Source organism: Asticcacaulis benevestitus DSM 16100 = ATCC BAA-896 (assembly GCF_000376105.1).
Taxonomy (GTDB): Bacteria; Pseudomonadota; Alphaproteobacteria; order Caulobacterales; family Caulobacteraceae; genus Asticcacaulis; species Asticcacaulis benevestitus.
On sequence record NZ_AQWM01000001.1, the window covers coordinates 172,596 to 187,929 of the forward strand.

The following is a 15,334-nucleotide window of genomic DNA, read 5'->3' on the forward strand; positions in this document are numbered from 1 at the left end:
CTCTAAAAGACGATGCGCTCGTGTCGTGTGAAGACCTCAAAACCATTGTGGCGGGCCACGGCCACGACGGTCAGGCCAGCCTCTTCGGCGGTGCGCAGCGCCAGCGCGGTCGGGGCGGAAATGGCGATGAGGACCGGCGCGCCCATGGCCACGGCCTTCTGCACCATCTCGACCGACACGCGGCTGGTCAGCACGATCGCACCGCGGGTGGGATCTGTGGCCTGGCGCGACACAGCGCCTGCCAGTTTGTCGAGCGCATTGTGCCGCCCCACGTCTTCGCGGGTCGCGATCAGCCCGGCTTCTGGCGTCCAGAAGCCGGCGGCGTGGACCGCGCGCGTTTGCTGGCCCAGCGGTTGCTGGCTTTCAAGGCTCTCGACGGCACTCATAATGTCCGCCACCGATAATCGTAACTCGGAAGGGGGCAGTTCGCCCCGCAGACGCAGAACGTCTTCGAGGCTTTCAATCCCGCATAGGCCGCAACCCGTCGGACCGGTGCGGCTGCGGCGCCGCGCCGTCAGCCTCCGGCTTTTGTCCGGCGTCAGCCATATGCGCGCTTCGATGCCATCCGGGCCTGAAACGATATCCAGGCGCTGGATATCCGCCGGCTCGGAAATCAGACCCTCATTCAGGCTGAAGCCATAGGCGAAATCCTCCAGATCAGCCGGCGTTGCCATCATCACCGCTTCGGTCGAGGCATCATAGACAAGGGCGACGGGCACCTCTTCGGCTATGTCGCGGCGGCCGTGGCTGGCGGTTTCGGACCAGAGGATATGGGCGACGGAGGTTGCAGGCGGCGGCAGGGTATCGGGCATCACGCGGTTTCCGCGGCGCGTGTCACCTTGATCGGCACTGACTTGTAAGAGGGCGTCCCGCTCGTCTTGTCATGGCGTGACAGCGGGATCAGCACATTGGCTTCGGGATAGTAGGCGCCGGCGCAGCCGCGCGGAATGTTGTAGCTGACGACGGAATAGCCCTTGAGTACGGCGTCCGAACCGATCGATGACAGATCGACAACATCACCCGTGGCCAGCTCGCGCGCTGCCAGATCGTCCGGGTTCATGAACACCACGTCACGACGACCGAAGATGCCGCGGTAACGGTCATCAAGGCCGTAGATGGTGGTGTTGTACTGATCGTGGCTTCGTAGCGTCGTCAGGGTCAGGACGTCTGGATCGTGCTCGACCGTCTCGACATTCAATCCGGCGAAAACGCGGAACTCCGCCTTCCCCGAAGGAGTTTTCCATACGCGCTCCGCCGGACCTATCGGCAGGCGGAAGCCACCCGGTACCTGGATGCGGGCATTGTAATCATGGAAAGCCGGCAGCACATCGGCGATGGCGTCGCGGATCAGATCATAATTATCGGCATAGGCTTCCCAGGGGATGTTGTACCTGTCACCCAGCACGGCCCTGGCCATGGCGCAGACAATCGCCGGTTCGGAGCGAACGTGCTCGGAGGGCGGCGGCAACTTGCCGGTTGAGGCGTGCACCATGGACATGGTGTCCTCGACCGAAACCGATTGCGGCCCAGACGCCTGCACATCCATCTCGGTACGGCCAAGGCACGGCAGCAGCAGGTTATCCTTCGCCAGCAACAGATGCGAGCGGTTGGGCTTGGTGGCGATGTGAACCGCCAGATCGAGACTGCGCACGGCGGCGAAACTGCGCGTGGGATCGGGCATGGCCACGGCCAGGTTGCCGCCGAGGCAGATCATGATTTTCGATCGCCCCCCCGCCATGGCTTCCATGGCCGCTACGGCATCATGGCCGTGCGCCACCGGCGGATCGAAGCCGAATACGCGCTTGATGCCTTCGCGCAAAGGTGCTGGCGCTTTTTCATCGATGCCGACCGTGCGGTCACCCTGCACATTGGAATGGCCGCGCAACGGACAGATGCCCGCGCCTGGGCGGCCGAAATTGCCGCGCAGGAGCAGGAGGTTGGAGATTTGCTGAACCGCCGACGTGCCGTTGCTGTGTTGGGTTACGCCCATGCCATAGCAGACGATGACAGATTTAGCCTTGGCATAGATCGCGCCGGCATGTTCCAGTTGGGCGCGCGTCAGGCCGCAAGCGGCTTCGATATCGGGCCAGAGCGTATCACGCAGATCGTTGATAAGCGTCTCGGGGCCCGTGGTGTGTTCGGTCAGAAAGGCCCGATCGAGCACACCGTCGCCGCCGGCCGCGATATCGGCGTCATCGAGCGCGATGACCGCCTTCATGACGCCTTTGAGGGCGGCGATGTCACCGCCGACCTTGAGCTGCAGGTAGTCGCTGGCAATCGGGGTCGAGGTCAGGGTCGCCATCTCCACCGGCGATTGCGGGGCGGCAAACCGTTCCAGCGCGCGTTCCCTGAGCGGATTGAACACAACGATCGGCGCGCCGCGTTTTGACGCCTCGCGCAGGGTCGTCATCATGCGGGGATGGTTGGTGCCGGGATTATGGCCAATGGAAAAGATCGCGTCGGCATGATCGAAATCTTCCAGCGACACGGACGCCTTGCCCAGACCGATCACCTGCGCCAGACCGACACTGGTGGCCTCGTGACACATGTTCGAGCAGTCCGGGAAGTTGTTGGTGCCATAGGCGCGCACGAACAACTGATAGAGAAAGGCGGCTTCGTTGGAGGCGCGACCCGAGGTATAGAACTCGGCCATATTGGGATCGGGCAGGGTGTTCAGGGCTGTTGCAGTGCGTTGAAAAGCCTCGTCCCAGCTTATCTCGACATAGTGGTCGGTGGCCGGATCATAGATCATCGGGTGGGTCAGGCGGCCAAGGTTTTCAAGATCATGGTCGTGCCAGGTCAGTAACTCCCTGACGCTGTGCTGAGCGAAGACCTCCGGCGTGGCGCGCTTTTTCGTCGCTTCCCAGGTGACGGCCTTGGCGCCGTTTTCGCAGAATTCAAACGCCGATGTATGTTTGGGATCGGGCCACGCGCAGCCCGGACAGTCAAAGCCATGCGGCTGATTATTCCGCAACAGGGTCTTGGAGCCGGACACGGCGTCCATCTGGCTACGTATGGTGCGCGCCACGGCGCGAAGGGCACCCCAGCCGCCGGCCGGCGCATGATATTCACGAATGCCTTTGTCCGACATGACGACTCCTCACTCTGCCGTGCGAGACTACGCCGAACCAACAGGCGTTTCCACCTGTCCTGTGGTATTAAATTGCGTCAAATGCATCCTGTGAGGATTACGCCTTAAATCGTGACGCTGATCTGATAGGTTTTACCGGCCACAATGTCGCGGATCACCTTGCCCGTCACGACCTCACCATCAACGTTCAGGGCCGGTGTGCCACGGCTGATTTCGACCTCGAACGTCGCGCCGCGGAAGTGTCGCGTGACGCGGGCGGAGGCCCAGCTTGCCGGCAGTTGCGGCGCGATGCGCAGGCCTTCGCGGGAGCCTTTCAGACCGAACAGGCCTTCTATGAGGCTGCGGTAGAGCCAGGAGGCCGTGCCGGTGTTGAACAGGTGCGACGAGCGGCCGGAGGCTTCCGGATTTTGGCGATGGGCACCGCGATAATAGTTGGGCACGAACACCGGCATCTGGCCACGTCGCAGGTAGTCCTCATCGTCCGGTCCGGTCAGCATTTTACGCATTAATTCAAAGGCTTTTTCGGCTTCATTTACCTGATACAATGAATAAATATAGAAGACGGCGGCGTGATTATAGACCGAGCCGTTTTCGGCCACGCCGGGGAATTTCTGCGTCAGACGACCGACATCCTCACGCATGTGCGTATAGGCCGGCGCGATCATCTCGACGCCATAGGGCGTTTCCATCTGGTCTTCGACCGCCGTCACCATGCGCTTCTGCTTGTCGCCGTCGGCTGCCCCACTCATCAGGGCAAAGCTCTGCGGGTTGAGATAGATACGGCCCTCGACATCGCTTTTGATGCCGAACTTCACATCATCATCGGTGATGCCGCGCCCGTACCAGTCACCATCCCACAGGTGGGTGTTCATGGCGTCATTGAAGGCTTGCGAGGCCCTGGCGAAAGCGGAGCCATCACGGCCGTCGCGCTCCAGGATCTGTGACCACAGGCGAAGCGAGTGGGCGGTGGCAAGCGTGAGCCAGCCGGAGACACCCTTGCCCTTCCAGCCGACCATGTTCATCGGGTCGTTCCAGTCGCCCTGATCGATGAAGTTCAGACCGCGATAATCAATCGCTTGAATCAACCATTGATTGGCGGCGGAGATGCGATCGCGCACGCTCCGAGCCGTCTGGGTTTCCTTATCGGTCACCAACTCATCGAGCACGGCATAGTCGTCGGTTTCATCGAGATAGGCTTCGAGGAACAGGGCCAGCCAGACACTGTGATCGGTGTGCGGCACCTGATTGATGTATTTCAGCTCGGCGCCGTCATAGAGCGTAATGCCGTCAGGCATCGAGCCATTGGCGTGTTGTTGCGACAGGGCTTTCAAAAGCGTTTTGCGCGCGGTCTTCGGACTGACATAGGCGCTGCCCATGGCGTCCTGCAGGAAGTTACGCGTTTGCGGATCGGTGCTCAGGCGGTTGGTGTCGCCATGATAATAGACCTGGCGCGGCAGCCAGGTATTGACGAAGGCATTCAGGTGCGGATCGCTTGAATCAATATTGATGGACTTGGCGCCGGCCGCCATATAGGCGACATATTCAGCACGTGCTGTGGCGAAGCCGTCTTGCGACAGATAGCGGGTTTTAAGGCGTGTGATCTCGGTGTCGTCAAAGGCCGGTCCGAAGAGGAAGCGGTGTGTGACGCTTTCGCCCTTGTTCAGTTCATGATCGAATTGCAGGGCGGCGATCGGGTTTTCATAGAGCGCCACGCCATCGCCCATCTGTTCGGCCATGATGGCGTCGGGCTTGTGCAGGCCGCCTTCGCCTTCAAAGCGCGCCTGACGGGTTTCAAAGGCCAGCGGCGTTTGTTCGCTGAGCAGAAACACCTTGTCCTTGAGGCTCTTGTTTTTGAAGTAGTCCTCGATCTTCTGATAGGCGGTCACGCAGTCGGCGACGATGCCCTGATGGCCGGCGTGATAGTTTGCCGACTGGTTCATCCAGCTCATCAGGCCGATGGGGAAGGCGGGGTAAAAACTGACATTGCGATGGCGTGCACCGCTGTTGATTAACCGCACTTCCCATAGTTCGCAGGCGTCATCGACCGTCAGGGTCAGCGTCAGTTCGATACGCAGGCCCGGGCGATCGACGGTCCAGTGCAGACGGGTGGGCGTCACCTCGAAGGCGAATGCCTCGACGGGCGCGCGCACCGGCTCGTAGGGGGCCGAAAACAGCGCGCCGGTTTCGCGGTCCTTGACGTAAAAGAAGCGGCCGGGGTGATGGGCATAGGTGCCCTGTTCCGGCAGCATGAAGTGCTTGGCCTCCATGATCTGGGCGCGGGCGTATTTCGACGGTTCCGGCTGCATGAACTGCGCCGTGGCGTAACCGCGCGCTGTCATATGGATCATCATATGCGGGTTCCACAGGAAGCCGGCGGCCAGCGGCATGGCGGTGGGGCTGCTGAGGATGCAGCGGTCGGCGTCGAAATCGATCAGGCTCACAGTTTGGACTTTCGTTCGCTAAGCGCCGCCTGAATTTCTGCCAGGCGGGAATCGTTGAGATTGTAGAAGCACATGATGACAGCAGCGAGAAGGGCCAGGGCGCCGGGCACCACGCTGATCAATAGCACGATACCGGTCTGCGAGGCGCCGCTCTGCGCTTGGTTGGCGACATAACCGAGGCCTGCCAGTACGCTGGCGATGACGAAGGAGGCCAGCGCTCCGCCAAGCTTCTGCGAGAAGGTGGCGGCGGCGAAGGTCATGGCGGTGGCGCGGCGGCCGGTCTTGTATTCGTTATAGTCGGCGCAATCGGCATACATGGAAAAGGTGAGGGGCGACTTGGGCCCCAGGCACAGGCCGATGGCGATTTGCAGGGCGTACATCAGGCCTATCTGGTCTTTCGGGATAAAGAAAAACAGCGATGACAAAATGCCGACGAGTATCATCAGGATGATCAGCAGGCGGCGCTTGTCGATGAACCGCGTGAGAAGGGGCGTGACCAGCGATCCGGCCGCCAGCGCAAAGCCATAGACGGTCAGGAAACTGGCGACCAGTTCGGGTTTGCCGACATAGTATTTGATGTAATAGGCGCTGGCGCCCATGCGCGTCGAGATCGTGATCATGATGACAAGCGCCAGCACGAACATGATCAGCCAAGGGCCGTTTTTCACCAGGTCGCCAATGTCTTTCAGCGGGCTGACCTGCACCTCGGCGACGGGCTCGATGCGTTCGCGCGCGGTCAGGAACAGGACGAAAAAGATCAGGCAGGCGACCACGCCATAGAGCGCCAGGGTCAGTTGCCAGCCGATAACCTCATTACCGTTGCCATACTGCGCGGTTAGCCACTTGACCAGTTTGGGCGTCATGAAGGTGACGAAAGTGCCGCCGAGAAAGCCGCCGACGAAGCGGAAGCTGTTGATCTGGGTTCGGGCCTGCGGATTGTTGGTCAGCACGCCGGACAGCGCGCCATAGGGGATATTGACCACCGAATAGAGCGCCATCATGAGCCCAAAGGTCAGGTAGGCGTAGATCAGCTTACCGCCCTCGGCCAGATCAGGCGTCGTGAAGGTGGCGACGGCCGATAGCGCCAGCGGCACACCGCCCCATACCAGCCAGGGGCGAAACCGGCCCCATTTGGTGCGCGTCCGGTCGGACACTGCGCCCATGATCGGATCGACGCAGGCATCGACCAGCTTGGTGGTCAAAAGCATGGTGCCGGCCGCGGCGGCGCTCAGTCCGAAACTGTCGGTATAGAAGATCAGCAGAAACGCGCTGATGGTTGTCCAGTAGAGGTTGAAGCCGAAATCACCGAAGCCGTAGGTGATTTTCTCCAGCCAGCCCGGTTGTGTCGCCGTGCGCGTCGCGTTTGTCATTCTTCCCAACTTTTATAATCTTTGGTAGGTCAGGTTTAGCACAGGGGAAAGCGCTGTCACCTCATGAATTGGGCTTGAAACGTGCTCAAACGCCGCGCAGGCGTGACGCATTGGCGTCGGCGGGCTATTGCCCTTGCCAAATCCGCAAAGGACTTGGAGGTCAGTGTCTAAATTGGGCGCTCATTTCCTTGACAGTCTGCAATTCACGCATACCGAAGGCGGTGGAGGGCTCTATCTGGCTGGCCTCATGCCATTCGTTGAACGACACAATCAGAATCCAGTCCGGATTGGCGGCAATGGCGGCTTTCCACTGACGACGGAACGGTCCGCCGTCCTCGCGCTTCACGGTGGGGCGCCGGCCGGGGCGGTCCTTTTGCTGGCGGTCGTCGAAACCTGGCAGGATGGTGGCGGTGGTCACTTTGGCGCCGGCCTGCGCTTTCACCCAATTCCTGTAAAACGCTGGTCGCCACAGGGCAGGTATCCAGTGGTGATCGGCGGTTTCGAACTGCATCGAATAGATGTGCAGGCCGTCAAATGCGCTCTTGCGTGTGCTGATTTCCTTCAGCGTGTTGGCGGTGCCGACAAAGCTGATGGCGTTGGGCACCTGTTGATCCATCAGGCGGCGCGCTTTTGCCCAGCCATTGAGCCCGATCACCTGCATCAGCCGGTCGAAGAACATGATGACGGGCTTGTCGTCGAGCCTGAGCAGCGCCGGATGGCGACCATATTGCTTTTGCAGGTAGAGAACATCGTCGGCGACCTTTTCGGCGTTTTCCGCCTGTTCGACATAGGCGCAGACCTTGAGGCCGTGGGCCTCGGCGGCTTTGAGCAGTAGGGGAAACTGCTGATCAGTGCGATCATTCTGCCCCCACCAGGAGGCGATCAGGCCGGTGATGCCGGCGGCCTTCATCTGCGCCATCTGACGGTCGATTATCGCCGGATCGAGACTGTCGTAAGGACCACCCACCGGATAGTGTGGCGCATCCTCGATGCGTTCATGCGCTGGATCGGGGTTGAGCCAATGAATATCTGCGCCGGAACGCGCTCTGGTGCCGTACCAGCCGTAATAGAAGGCCAGCACTTCACGCTGGGCGCGGGTTTGCGCCAGGGCGCGCCATGGCCAAAGAGCCGTGGCGACAAAGCCGGTCAGCAGGTGACGACGAGACGGTTTAACCAAGGCCATGCCCCTGTGTGAGCGTGAAAACGATAAAGATGACGGCGGCCAGAACGAGGGCAAGCGGCTTGCGCTCCATGACAGCAACCTTCGCCGGCGGATGTAAGGCGCGTAGCGGAATGATCAGCAGAGGCAGGCTGGCGACGCCGATCTCCATGATGGTGTCGTGCAGGTTCTGACCCATGCCGCCACGATAGGTCAGGGCCGCGGCCACCGTGGCCAGTGTGGCGGCGCACCAGGTGATGCGGGCGACGTGGCGCGCGGTCTTTTGCGGCCACAGATTCAGAAGTGCGCGTGAGGTGAGACGTATCGTGAGCAAATACAGCAGCACGCCAATAAGGCCGCCGACCAGCCGCCACCACAAAGACGGTTCGCCGATAAAATTGTGTCCGGCGAAATAAAGGTCGCCTTTGGCTGTGGCCATTGCCTGGACCAGATAGCCCCCCTCCCAGAAATAGCTGAAAGCGGTAATGAGTATGAAAAACAGTCGCCAGGGCGTGGTGGTCACCCGTCGTGACAGGATAAGCGCCAAGGTGCCCAAGGCTAGATTGGCCAAGGGACCGGCCGGATCAATCCATGGCGAAGGCGTGTCGCAATGGAAAAGCGAAGAGCTTAGTTGTGTAATGCGTCCACCGAGGGTCAGGCAGGCGCCGCCATGGCCGAGACCTTCGTGCACGAAGGTGACCGTAAGTGCGGCCATCGTGGCGATGGCCGCTATGGTAAGGCCATCATTCTTCTCCGGGTTCGTCATGGTTCTGTGCCCCCTTGGCTTGCACCTTCTTACGGATTTCCTTGAGCTTTTGTCCCTGTCGCATGGAGAGCGTGCCGTTCATTGCGCCCTTGTCTGGATCGGCGAAGGCACGGCCATAGGTTTTGACCCGCTCGCTGACGCCTTCGATAAATTCGTTTTCCCACTCCGAGAGAGCGACACCCTGTTCGGCGGCCTCGCGTCTGGCCTTTTCCAGGGCTCGGATCGTGGCGGCCTGCAGGGCCTTCTTTTGCGCCTTGATCTGATCGAGGGGCGAGGGCGGTTTGGCGCTAAAGGCAGCCTTCTTCGTCAAACCTGCCTGGGCCTGCATCGGCTTGCGCGTTTGCAGCCCTGCCTTACTTTGCAGCGGCTTTGATCGGGTCATGCCGGTTTTGGACGGCGTTTTAAAAGCCATCTGCATCATCCGCGCATGAAAAAGCCATCCTCATGCGGTTCAGCATGGGGATGGCTTGATACGTCGTCAACTGGCTTTGTTTGCGCCTCAGGTGTATCCAAAAAGTGGCGACCACTTTTTGGCATGAGGCTTTTAGCGGTCGCCGATCGCGGTCAGGTACAGATCGAGGATGGTTTCTTCCTCATCTCGCTTGACCTTGTCCTTCTTGCGCAGGGAAACGACCTTGCGCAGGATCTTGACGTCGAAGCCTTCGCCCTTGGCTTCGTCATAGACTTCCTTGATGTCGCCCATGATGCCGGCCTTGTCTTCTTCAAGGCGCTCGATACGCTCTATGATGGTACGCAGGCGGGTCTGAGCGGCGCCGGAAATGACGTCGTCGGCGGAAAAGGAGAGGGGGGCGTCATCGGCCATGGGGGATATCCTGTGAAACTGTTGGCTTAACCATAGCGCTTGCGAATCAGCTTCTCAACGTCTGCCTTGAGGATAAGTCGGCCTAGGCTGTGGATTAAAGTGACACGCAAGGCTCCGTCCGAACACGAAAAAACGCTTAAAGCATAAGCCTTAAGCGTTGTTCGATGTGTCATGTCAAAGCCACGATAGTGGCCTCAAACAAGCTTAGCCTTGCTTCGCCTTGAAGCGCGGATCGGTCTTGTTGATGACATAGACGACGCCCTTGCGACGCACGATCTTACAATCGCGGTGACGACCCTTGAGCGACTTGAGCGAGCTGCGGACTTTCATTGGTTTTCACCTGATCTTTAAAATGACGGTTAAAGCGAACACAGGGCAACCAGAACCGGACGCACGCATGGGTCAACTTCGTTAGAGGGCGGGTATCTAGGGGAGAGGCAGAATATTGTCAATGACGATTTGGCCGGTTTGCGGCCGATTGCGGCATTTTCTCGTTTTACACAGGTGATTGACGGGAAAGTGAGGCCTTTAAGGGCTTGGAAAGACGAACGCAATGAGGTTTAGTCCATCTATAGTCTACAAAGGTGCCTACCATGCGGTTACGTTATGCCAGTCTGTTCGTTGTCTTGAGCGCCTGCACCACGGCGGTGCCGCAGCCGGAAAATGTAACGCAAACGCCCGTGCCGCCGGCAGCGTCCTCGGCCGCGTCTTCGGCCAGTGAAGCCGTAATTCCCGCCAGCCCGGCCACGGCGCCCCTGCCGGCCAACGCCACGTTCGATGACTGGAAGCAGAGCTTTATTGCCAAGGCGACCGCCAAAGGCTTCGATCCCTTGTTCGTGGCGCAGGTTCTGAGCAATGTGACTCCGCAGGCCAGTGTCACCTCATCCGATTCGCAGCAGCCGGAGTTTTCCAAGCCGGCCAGTTCCTACATGCGCGCCTCGGTCTCGGCTTCTCGGGCTCAGGCGGCGCGCGCCAGGCTCGACGCCAACGCCAACGTCGGCGAAATCGTCAGCGCCTATGGCGTACCGTCGGAACTGATCGGCGGCATCTGGACCATGGAAAGCGATCTGGGCCGCGTGCAGGGCAAGATAGATGTGGTGTCGGCCCTGGCGACCCTGGCCTATAATGGCCGCCGTCGTGACTGGGCCGAAAGCGAACTGATCGCCTGCCTGACCATCCTGCGCGATTCCGGCATCAGCCGCGACACCTTGAAAGGCTCGTGGGCCGGCGCTATGGGGCAGACGCAGTTCCTGCCCGACAATTACCTGCGCCTTGGCGTCGACGGCGATCATGACGGCAAGGTCGATATCTGGAATTCCGATTCCGACGCGCTGGCCTCATCGGCGAACCTGCTCGCCAAGGCGGGCTGGATGCCGGGACAGGAGTGGGCCGTCGAGATCATGCTGCCGGTGGGCTTTGACTATTACCTCGCCGAAACCGCCAGCAAGACGCCGCTGGAATGGGCGGCGCTCGGCGTCAAGCGCGCCGATGGCGGTTACTGGAAACCTGCCGAAACCGGCGAACAGGCCAAGATCCTGCTGCCTTCGGGCGCGAAGGGCCCGGCCTTCCTCGCCTTACCCAATCATTATGTCATCCGCAAATACAACAACTCGACCTCCTACGCTTTGGCGGTGGGGCTGATCGCCGACAGCATCGCCGGTCGTCCGCCGCTAGTGACACCGTGGCCGGTTGAGCCGCCACTTAGCCTTGATCAACGCCTCAAGACGCAAGCCGCGTTGAAAGCGGCGGGCTTTGATCCGGGCACGATCGACGGCGTGATCGGTGTCGGCACCCGTCAGGCTATTCGTGACTGGCAGCGCGCCAACCAACTGACGGCGGATGGTTATCTGAGCTTTGATCTCGCCAACCAGTTCGTCGTGTCGCAAGGCGGCACGCCGGCGGAGCGTCCGGCGACATAACTGCGCGTAAAACATGCCTTTCTCTGCAAAAAGGTAAAAAAGAAGGGTTAATGCCGTCGGTTCGAAACTCGTAATTAATCATTAACGCCGAAGGTAGCCTCAGAAGTTTGAGTCGCTGGGTGTGGTCTAAATGTTTCAAATCATCGGTATTGTCTGTCTGTTCGCCATGGTGTTCGGCAGCTACATCATTTCCGGCGGCAATATGGCGCCGATCCTGCACGCCCTGCCGCACGAAATGATGGCCATTGGCGGCGCTGCCGTCGGCGCCACGCTGATCTCCAACAGCCTGACCACGCTCAAGGGCATGGGGAGCGGCATGGGCAAGGTGTTCGGCGGGCCGAAGTGGAAGGCCAGCGACTACCGCGACCTTCTGTCGCTTCTTTTTCTGTTGACCAAGACCATGAAGTCAAAAGGGGTCATCGCGCTCGAAAGCCACATCGAAAAGCCGCACGATTCGACGATTTTCAACCGTTTCCCCAAGATCGTGAAAGATCACTTCGCCACCGACTTCATCTGCGATACCCTGCGCATGATGACCATGAACCTCGAAGATCCGCACCAGGTCGAGGATGCCATGGAAAAACAACTGGAAAAGCACCACCATGAGGCCCTGCATCCGGCGCACGCCATGGCCGGCCTGTCCGACGCCTTGCCGGCATTGGGTATCGTGGCCGCCGTTCTGGGCGTCGTGAAAACCATGGGGTCGATTACCGAACCGCCGGAAATTCTGGGTGAAATGATCGGCGGCGCGCTCGTCGGTACCTTCCTCGGTATTTTGCTATCCTATGGTCTGGTCGGGCCTTTCGCGGCGCGGATGAGCGGTGTCATCGAAGAAGACGCCGCCTTCTACAAAATTATTCAGGCCGTTCTTATCGCCCACCTCCATGGCAACGCGGCTCAGATCTCGGTCGAAATCGGCCGGGGCAATATTCCCTCGACCATGCAGCCGAGCTTCCTGGAGATGGAAGAGGCGCTCAACAACATTCCGGCCGAAGCGGCCTGATAACAGACTTGATTCGCAAAAGCGGCCGGCATTAACCACGCCGGCTGCTTTTTTGCATATTAAAAGACGATACGGGCATGTCTCATGCCGTTGGAGATACGTGGATTTCTATCGTGCCGATCACGATTTTTTGGCCACTTCCCCGTTAACCATCGTTAAAATGGCCGTTTTGCGCAGGAAATACCTCCTTTTAGATGAATTTGGCCGTTTTAGTCACCGAAGCGATCACAGTTTTGTGAAATAAGGTCTTGCGGGACTCGCGCAAAATCGGTATGAAAAGGCTCGGGCCTAGGTATCAGTTCCTGGCGCTCTAATGTTAGATATAGGATCTGATACTATGACCTCCAAGATCATCCGTACCGCTCTGGTCGCTGCTGTCGCTGTCGCAGCTCTGTCGGTTGCCGCTTGCCAAAAGCCAGCCGCCACTGAAGAAGGTGCTACCTCGGAAATGGCGCCTGCCGAAGCCACCACGGAATCGGCTGCTGATTCGGCTGCTGCCGTTGACGCCGCTGTCGCCGCTTCGCCTGCCGCTGCCGAAGCTTCGGTGGCTGCTCCGGCTGCTGCTCACTAATCACGAAATTTGACGGGGGCGGTTTTACCGCCTCGGTCAATAGGTTCAGGAATGGTCCTGCGCCTTAAAACTTAATCAAAAGGAATAGATCCATGACCTCCAAGATCGTCCGTATCGCTCTGATCGCTGCCGTTGCCACCGCCGCTCTGTCGGTTGCCGCTTGCACCCCGAAGGCCACGACTGATGAAGCTGCTGCTTCGTCGGAAGTCGCTTCGGAAGCCGTCGTTGAGTCGGCTGCTGCTTCGGAAGTTGCTTCGGAAGCTGCTTCGTCGATGTAATGATTTGCCTTCGGGCATTGATTTGAAGAGAGGGTTGTCGCAAGACGGCCCTCTTTTTTTATTTGCGTGAGACCGATGTCCACTAATGATCCCGAGCTTTATTTCGCCGAGGATGGCGCGCCGCGTTCCGGACTGTTCGGTGATATCTATTATTCCCTGCAAGACGGCCTGAGTGAATCGCGCGCCGTTTTCCTGGGCGGTTGCCATATGCCCGATGTCTGGCAAGGCAAAAGCGACTTCTCACTGCTGGAACTTGGCTTTGGCACCGGTCTCAACATCGCTGCGGTGATGCAGCTCTGGGCGCAGACACGCGCGCCGGGTGCGCATCTGCATATCTTCTCGGTCGAAGGCTTCCTGATGAGCGCCGAGGATGCCGGCAAGGCGCTGGCGAACTGGCCGGAACTGGGGGATTTCACGCAAGGCTTATTGGCGCAATGGCCGAAACAACGGCGCGGTTTTCATTATATGGATTTCCCGCAGTGGGGCGTCAGCCTGACGCTTGGCCTGATGGAGGTTCGCGACGCTCTGATGCAATGGCAAGGCGGCGCCGATGCGGCTTTTCTCGATGGCTTCTCGCCGGCGCTCAATCCCGGCATGTGGGGCGAAGATGTGCTGGCTTTGATCGCCACGAAAGTGCGGCCGGGCGCGCGGCTGGCCACTTTTACCGTGGCGGGCTTTGTCAGGCGCGGCTTGCAGGCGGCCGGCTTCGAGATTGAGAAGCATCCGGGCTTCGGACGCAAGCGCGAACGTCTGGAGGCGGTTTTCGCGGGGGAGGTGGTCACGAGGCCTGAGCGCCCGCGTAAACTGGCGATTATCGGCGCAGGCATTGCTGGTTGTGCACTGGTGCATCAGGCGCGTGGACTGGGGCTGCAGATTGATTTTTATGACAGCGATGGAGTCGGCGCCGGGGCTTCGGGCAATACGGCGGCTTTGGTGACACCGCGCCTGGATGCCGGCGATAACGAGATCTCCGCCCTGTTCGCCGATGCCTTTGCCTATGCCGGTCAGCTTTACCGCCGCCTGTGCCCTGAGGCGATCATTGGCGAAGGCGTCCTGCAATGCGAAGCCACGCCACGCGATGCTTCACGCTTTGAACGTATTGCCGGGCAGGCGGCTTTCGCGCCGGAAGATATCGAGCTGTTTGACGCGGGGGAGGCGGCTGATGTGCCGCAGGCGAAGGGACTGACCCTCAACACCGCCCTTTGGCTGCGACCACAGCCGGTGCTGGAGGCCTTGCTGGGAGGCGAGGCGACCATCATCGCAAAGATTACGGGATTTCAGGCAAGGCCTGAAGGCGGCTACAGCCTGGTAAGCGACGAAGGCGCTAACCTCGGCCCTTATGATGCGGTCATCTTTGCCTGTGGCGAAGGTGTTTTCGATATGGACTATGCCGCGCGTTACGATCTCAAGCCCGTGCGGGGACAGGTGGAGTGCGTCGCCGATATTGCGCCGCTGGAAAGCGCGCTGAGCTGGGGCGGTTACGCCATACCGCTCGACGGCGGCTTTCTCTTTGGTGCGACGCACGAACGCGACGATCGCGGCACAGAGGTGCGCGAAGCCGACCGCGCCCGCAATCTTGATAGCCTCGCCAAGGCCATGCCAGAGCGGGGCGCGAGAATCGCGTCTGGCCCGTTTCAATCGCGCGCTTCCATCCGCGTGATGACGCGCGATTACCTGCCGGTAGTGGGAACGGTTGGCGAGGGCGTGTATGTGATGACCGGACTGGCGGCGCGCGGTTTCTGTCTCGCACCCTTGCTGGCCAAGGCTTTGCTGGCCGGGATTATCGATGTGCCATCCGTATTGCCCGTGGTCGCGGAAAGTTTACTCAGTCCGCAACGGCTGGAGCGTGTATCGAGCGTATAAGTCACAGCCACGATCTGACAAATGCGTTCATCGGCCGTTCAGATTGCGGC

General features: G+C 59.9%; 14 protein-coding genes. 5 read left to right on the forward strand and 9 right to left on the reverse strand.

All coding sequences use genetic code 11. The features are described from left to right. Positions 1–2: 2 nt before the first annotated feature. The 9 genes from fdhD to ykgO form a co-directional block, all read right to left on the reverse strand. The gene (gene fdhD, locus B060_RS0100855; protein WP_018079856.1) at positions 3–812 is read right to left on the reverse strand and encodes a formate dehydrogenase accessory sulfurtransferase FdhD; all 810 of its coding nucleotides are present in this window, start codon (positions 810–812) and stop codon (positions 3–5) included. Beyond that, the gene (locus B060_RS0100860) at positions 812–3,091 is read right to left on the reverse strand and encodes an FdhF/YdeP family oxidoreductase (RefSeq protein ID WP_018079857.1); all 2,280 of its coding nucleotides are present in this window, start codon (positions 3,089–3,091) and stop codon (positions 812–814) included. Before B060_RS0100860 ends, fdhD begins: the two co-directional genes overlap by 1 nt. 104 nt (positions 3,092–3,195) lie before the next feature. Then, the gene (locus B060_RS0100865) at positions 3,196–5,532 is read right to left on the reverse strand and encodes a GH36-type glycosyl hydrolase domain-containing protein (RefSeq protein ID WP_018079858.1); all 2,337 of its coding nucleotides are present in this window, start codon (positions 5,530–5,532) and stop codon (positions 3,196–3,198) included. Further along, complete coding sequence (locus B060_RS0100870; RefSeq protein WP_018079859.1) at positions 5,529–6,902, reverse strand: MFS transporter; 1,374 nt, start codon at positions 6,900–6,902, stop codon at positions 5,529–5,531. Before B060_RS0100870 ends, B060_RS0100865 begins: the two co-directional genes overlap by 4 nt. A 160-nt stretch (positions 6,903–7,062) precedes the next feature. Beyond that, positions 7,063–8,079: an endo-1,3-alpha-glucanase family glycosylhydrolase gene (locus tag B060_RS0100875; RefSeq protein WP_157405612.1), complete on the reverse strand. Its 1,017-nt coding sequence runs from the start codon at positions 8,077–8,079 to the stop codon at positions 7,063–7,065. Further along, positions 8,072–8,827: a hypothetical protein gene (locus B060_RS0100880; protein ID WP_018079861.1), complete on the reverse strand. Its 756-nt coding sequence runs from the start codon at positions 8,825–8,827 to the stop codon at positions 8,072–8,074. Before B060_RS0100880 ends, B060_RS0100875 begins: the two co-directional genes overlap by 8 nt. Then, positions 8,805–9,239: a hypothetical protein gene (locus B060_RS0100885; protein WP_035422904.1), complete on the reverse strand. Its 435-nt coding sequence runs from the start codon at positions 9,237–9,239 to the stop codon at positions 8,805–8,807. The genes B060_RS0100880 and B060_RS0100885 overlap by 23 nt, the downstream gene beginning before the upstream one ends. A 132-nt stretch (positions 9,240–9,371) precedes the next feature. Continuing rightward, complete coding sequence (gene gapR / locus B060_RS0100890; RefSeq protein ID WP_018079863.1) at positions 9,372–9,650, reverse strand: nucleoid-associated protein GapR; 279 nt, start codon at positions 9,648–9,650, stop codon at positions 9,372–9,374. A gap of 204 nt (positions 9,651–9,854) precedes the next feature. Then, entirely contained in the window at positions 9,855–9,980 is a 126-nt protein-coding gene (gene ykgO, locus B060_RS0100895) for a type B 50S ribosomal protein L36 (protein ID WP_006274063.1), read from the reverse strand. 263 nt (positions 9,981–10,243) lie between these two features. Here ykgO and B060_RS0100900 point away from each other — a divergent pair, with 263 nt between their 5' ends. The 5 genes from B060_RS0100900 (at position 10,244) to mnmC1 (ending at position 15,284) form a co-directional block, all read left to right on the forward strand. Then, positions 10,244–11,569: a lytic murein transglycosylase gene (locus B060_RS0100900; protein ID WP_018079864.1), complete on the forward strand. Its 1,326-nt coding sequence runs from the start codon at positions 10,244–10,246 to the stop codon at positions 11,567–11,569. 130 nt (positions 11,570–11,699) lie between these two features. Beyond that, positions 11,700–12,572, forward strand: a complete 873-nt coding sequence (gene motA, locus B060_RS0100905) for a flagellar motor stator protein MotA (RefSeq protein ID WP_018079865.1) — start codon at positions 11,700–11,702, stop codon at positions 12,570–12,572. A gap of 337 nt (positions 12,573–12,909) precedes the next feature. Continuing rightward, entirely contained in the window at positions 12,910–13,143 is a 234-nt protein-coding gene (locus B060_RS0100910) for a hypothetical protein (RefSeq protein WP_018079866.1), read from the forward strand. A gap of 92 nt (positions 13,144–13,235) precedes the next feature. Next, positions 13,236–13,421 (forward strand): hypothetical protein, encoded by a 186-nt coding sequence (locus tag B060_RS0100915; RefSeq protein WP_018079867.1) that lies wholly within the window; start codon positions 13,236–13,238, stop codon positions 13,419–13,421. Positions 13,422–13,496: 75 nt separating this feature from the next. After that, entirely contained in the window at positions 13,497–15,284 is a 1,788-nt protein-coding gene (gene mnmC1 / locus B060_RS0100920) for an FAD-dependent 5-carboxymethylaminomethyl-2-thiouridine(34) oxidoreductase MnmC1 (RefSeq protein WP_018079868.1), read from the forward strand. The last annotated feature ends 50 nt before the right edge of the window (positions 15,285–15,334 follow it).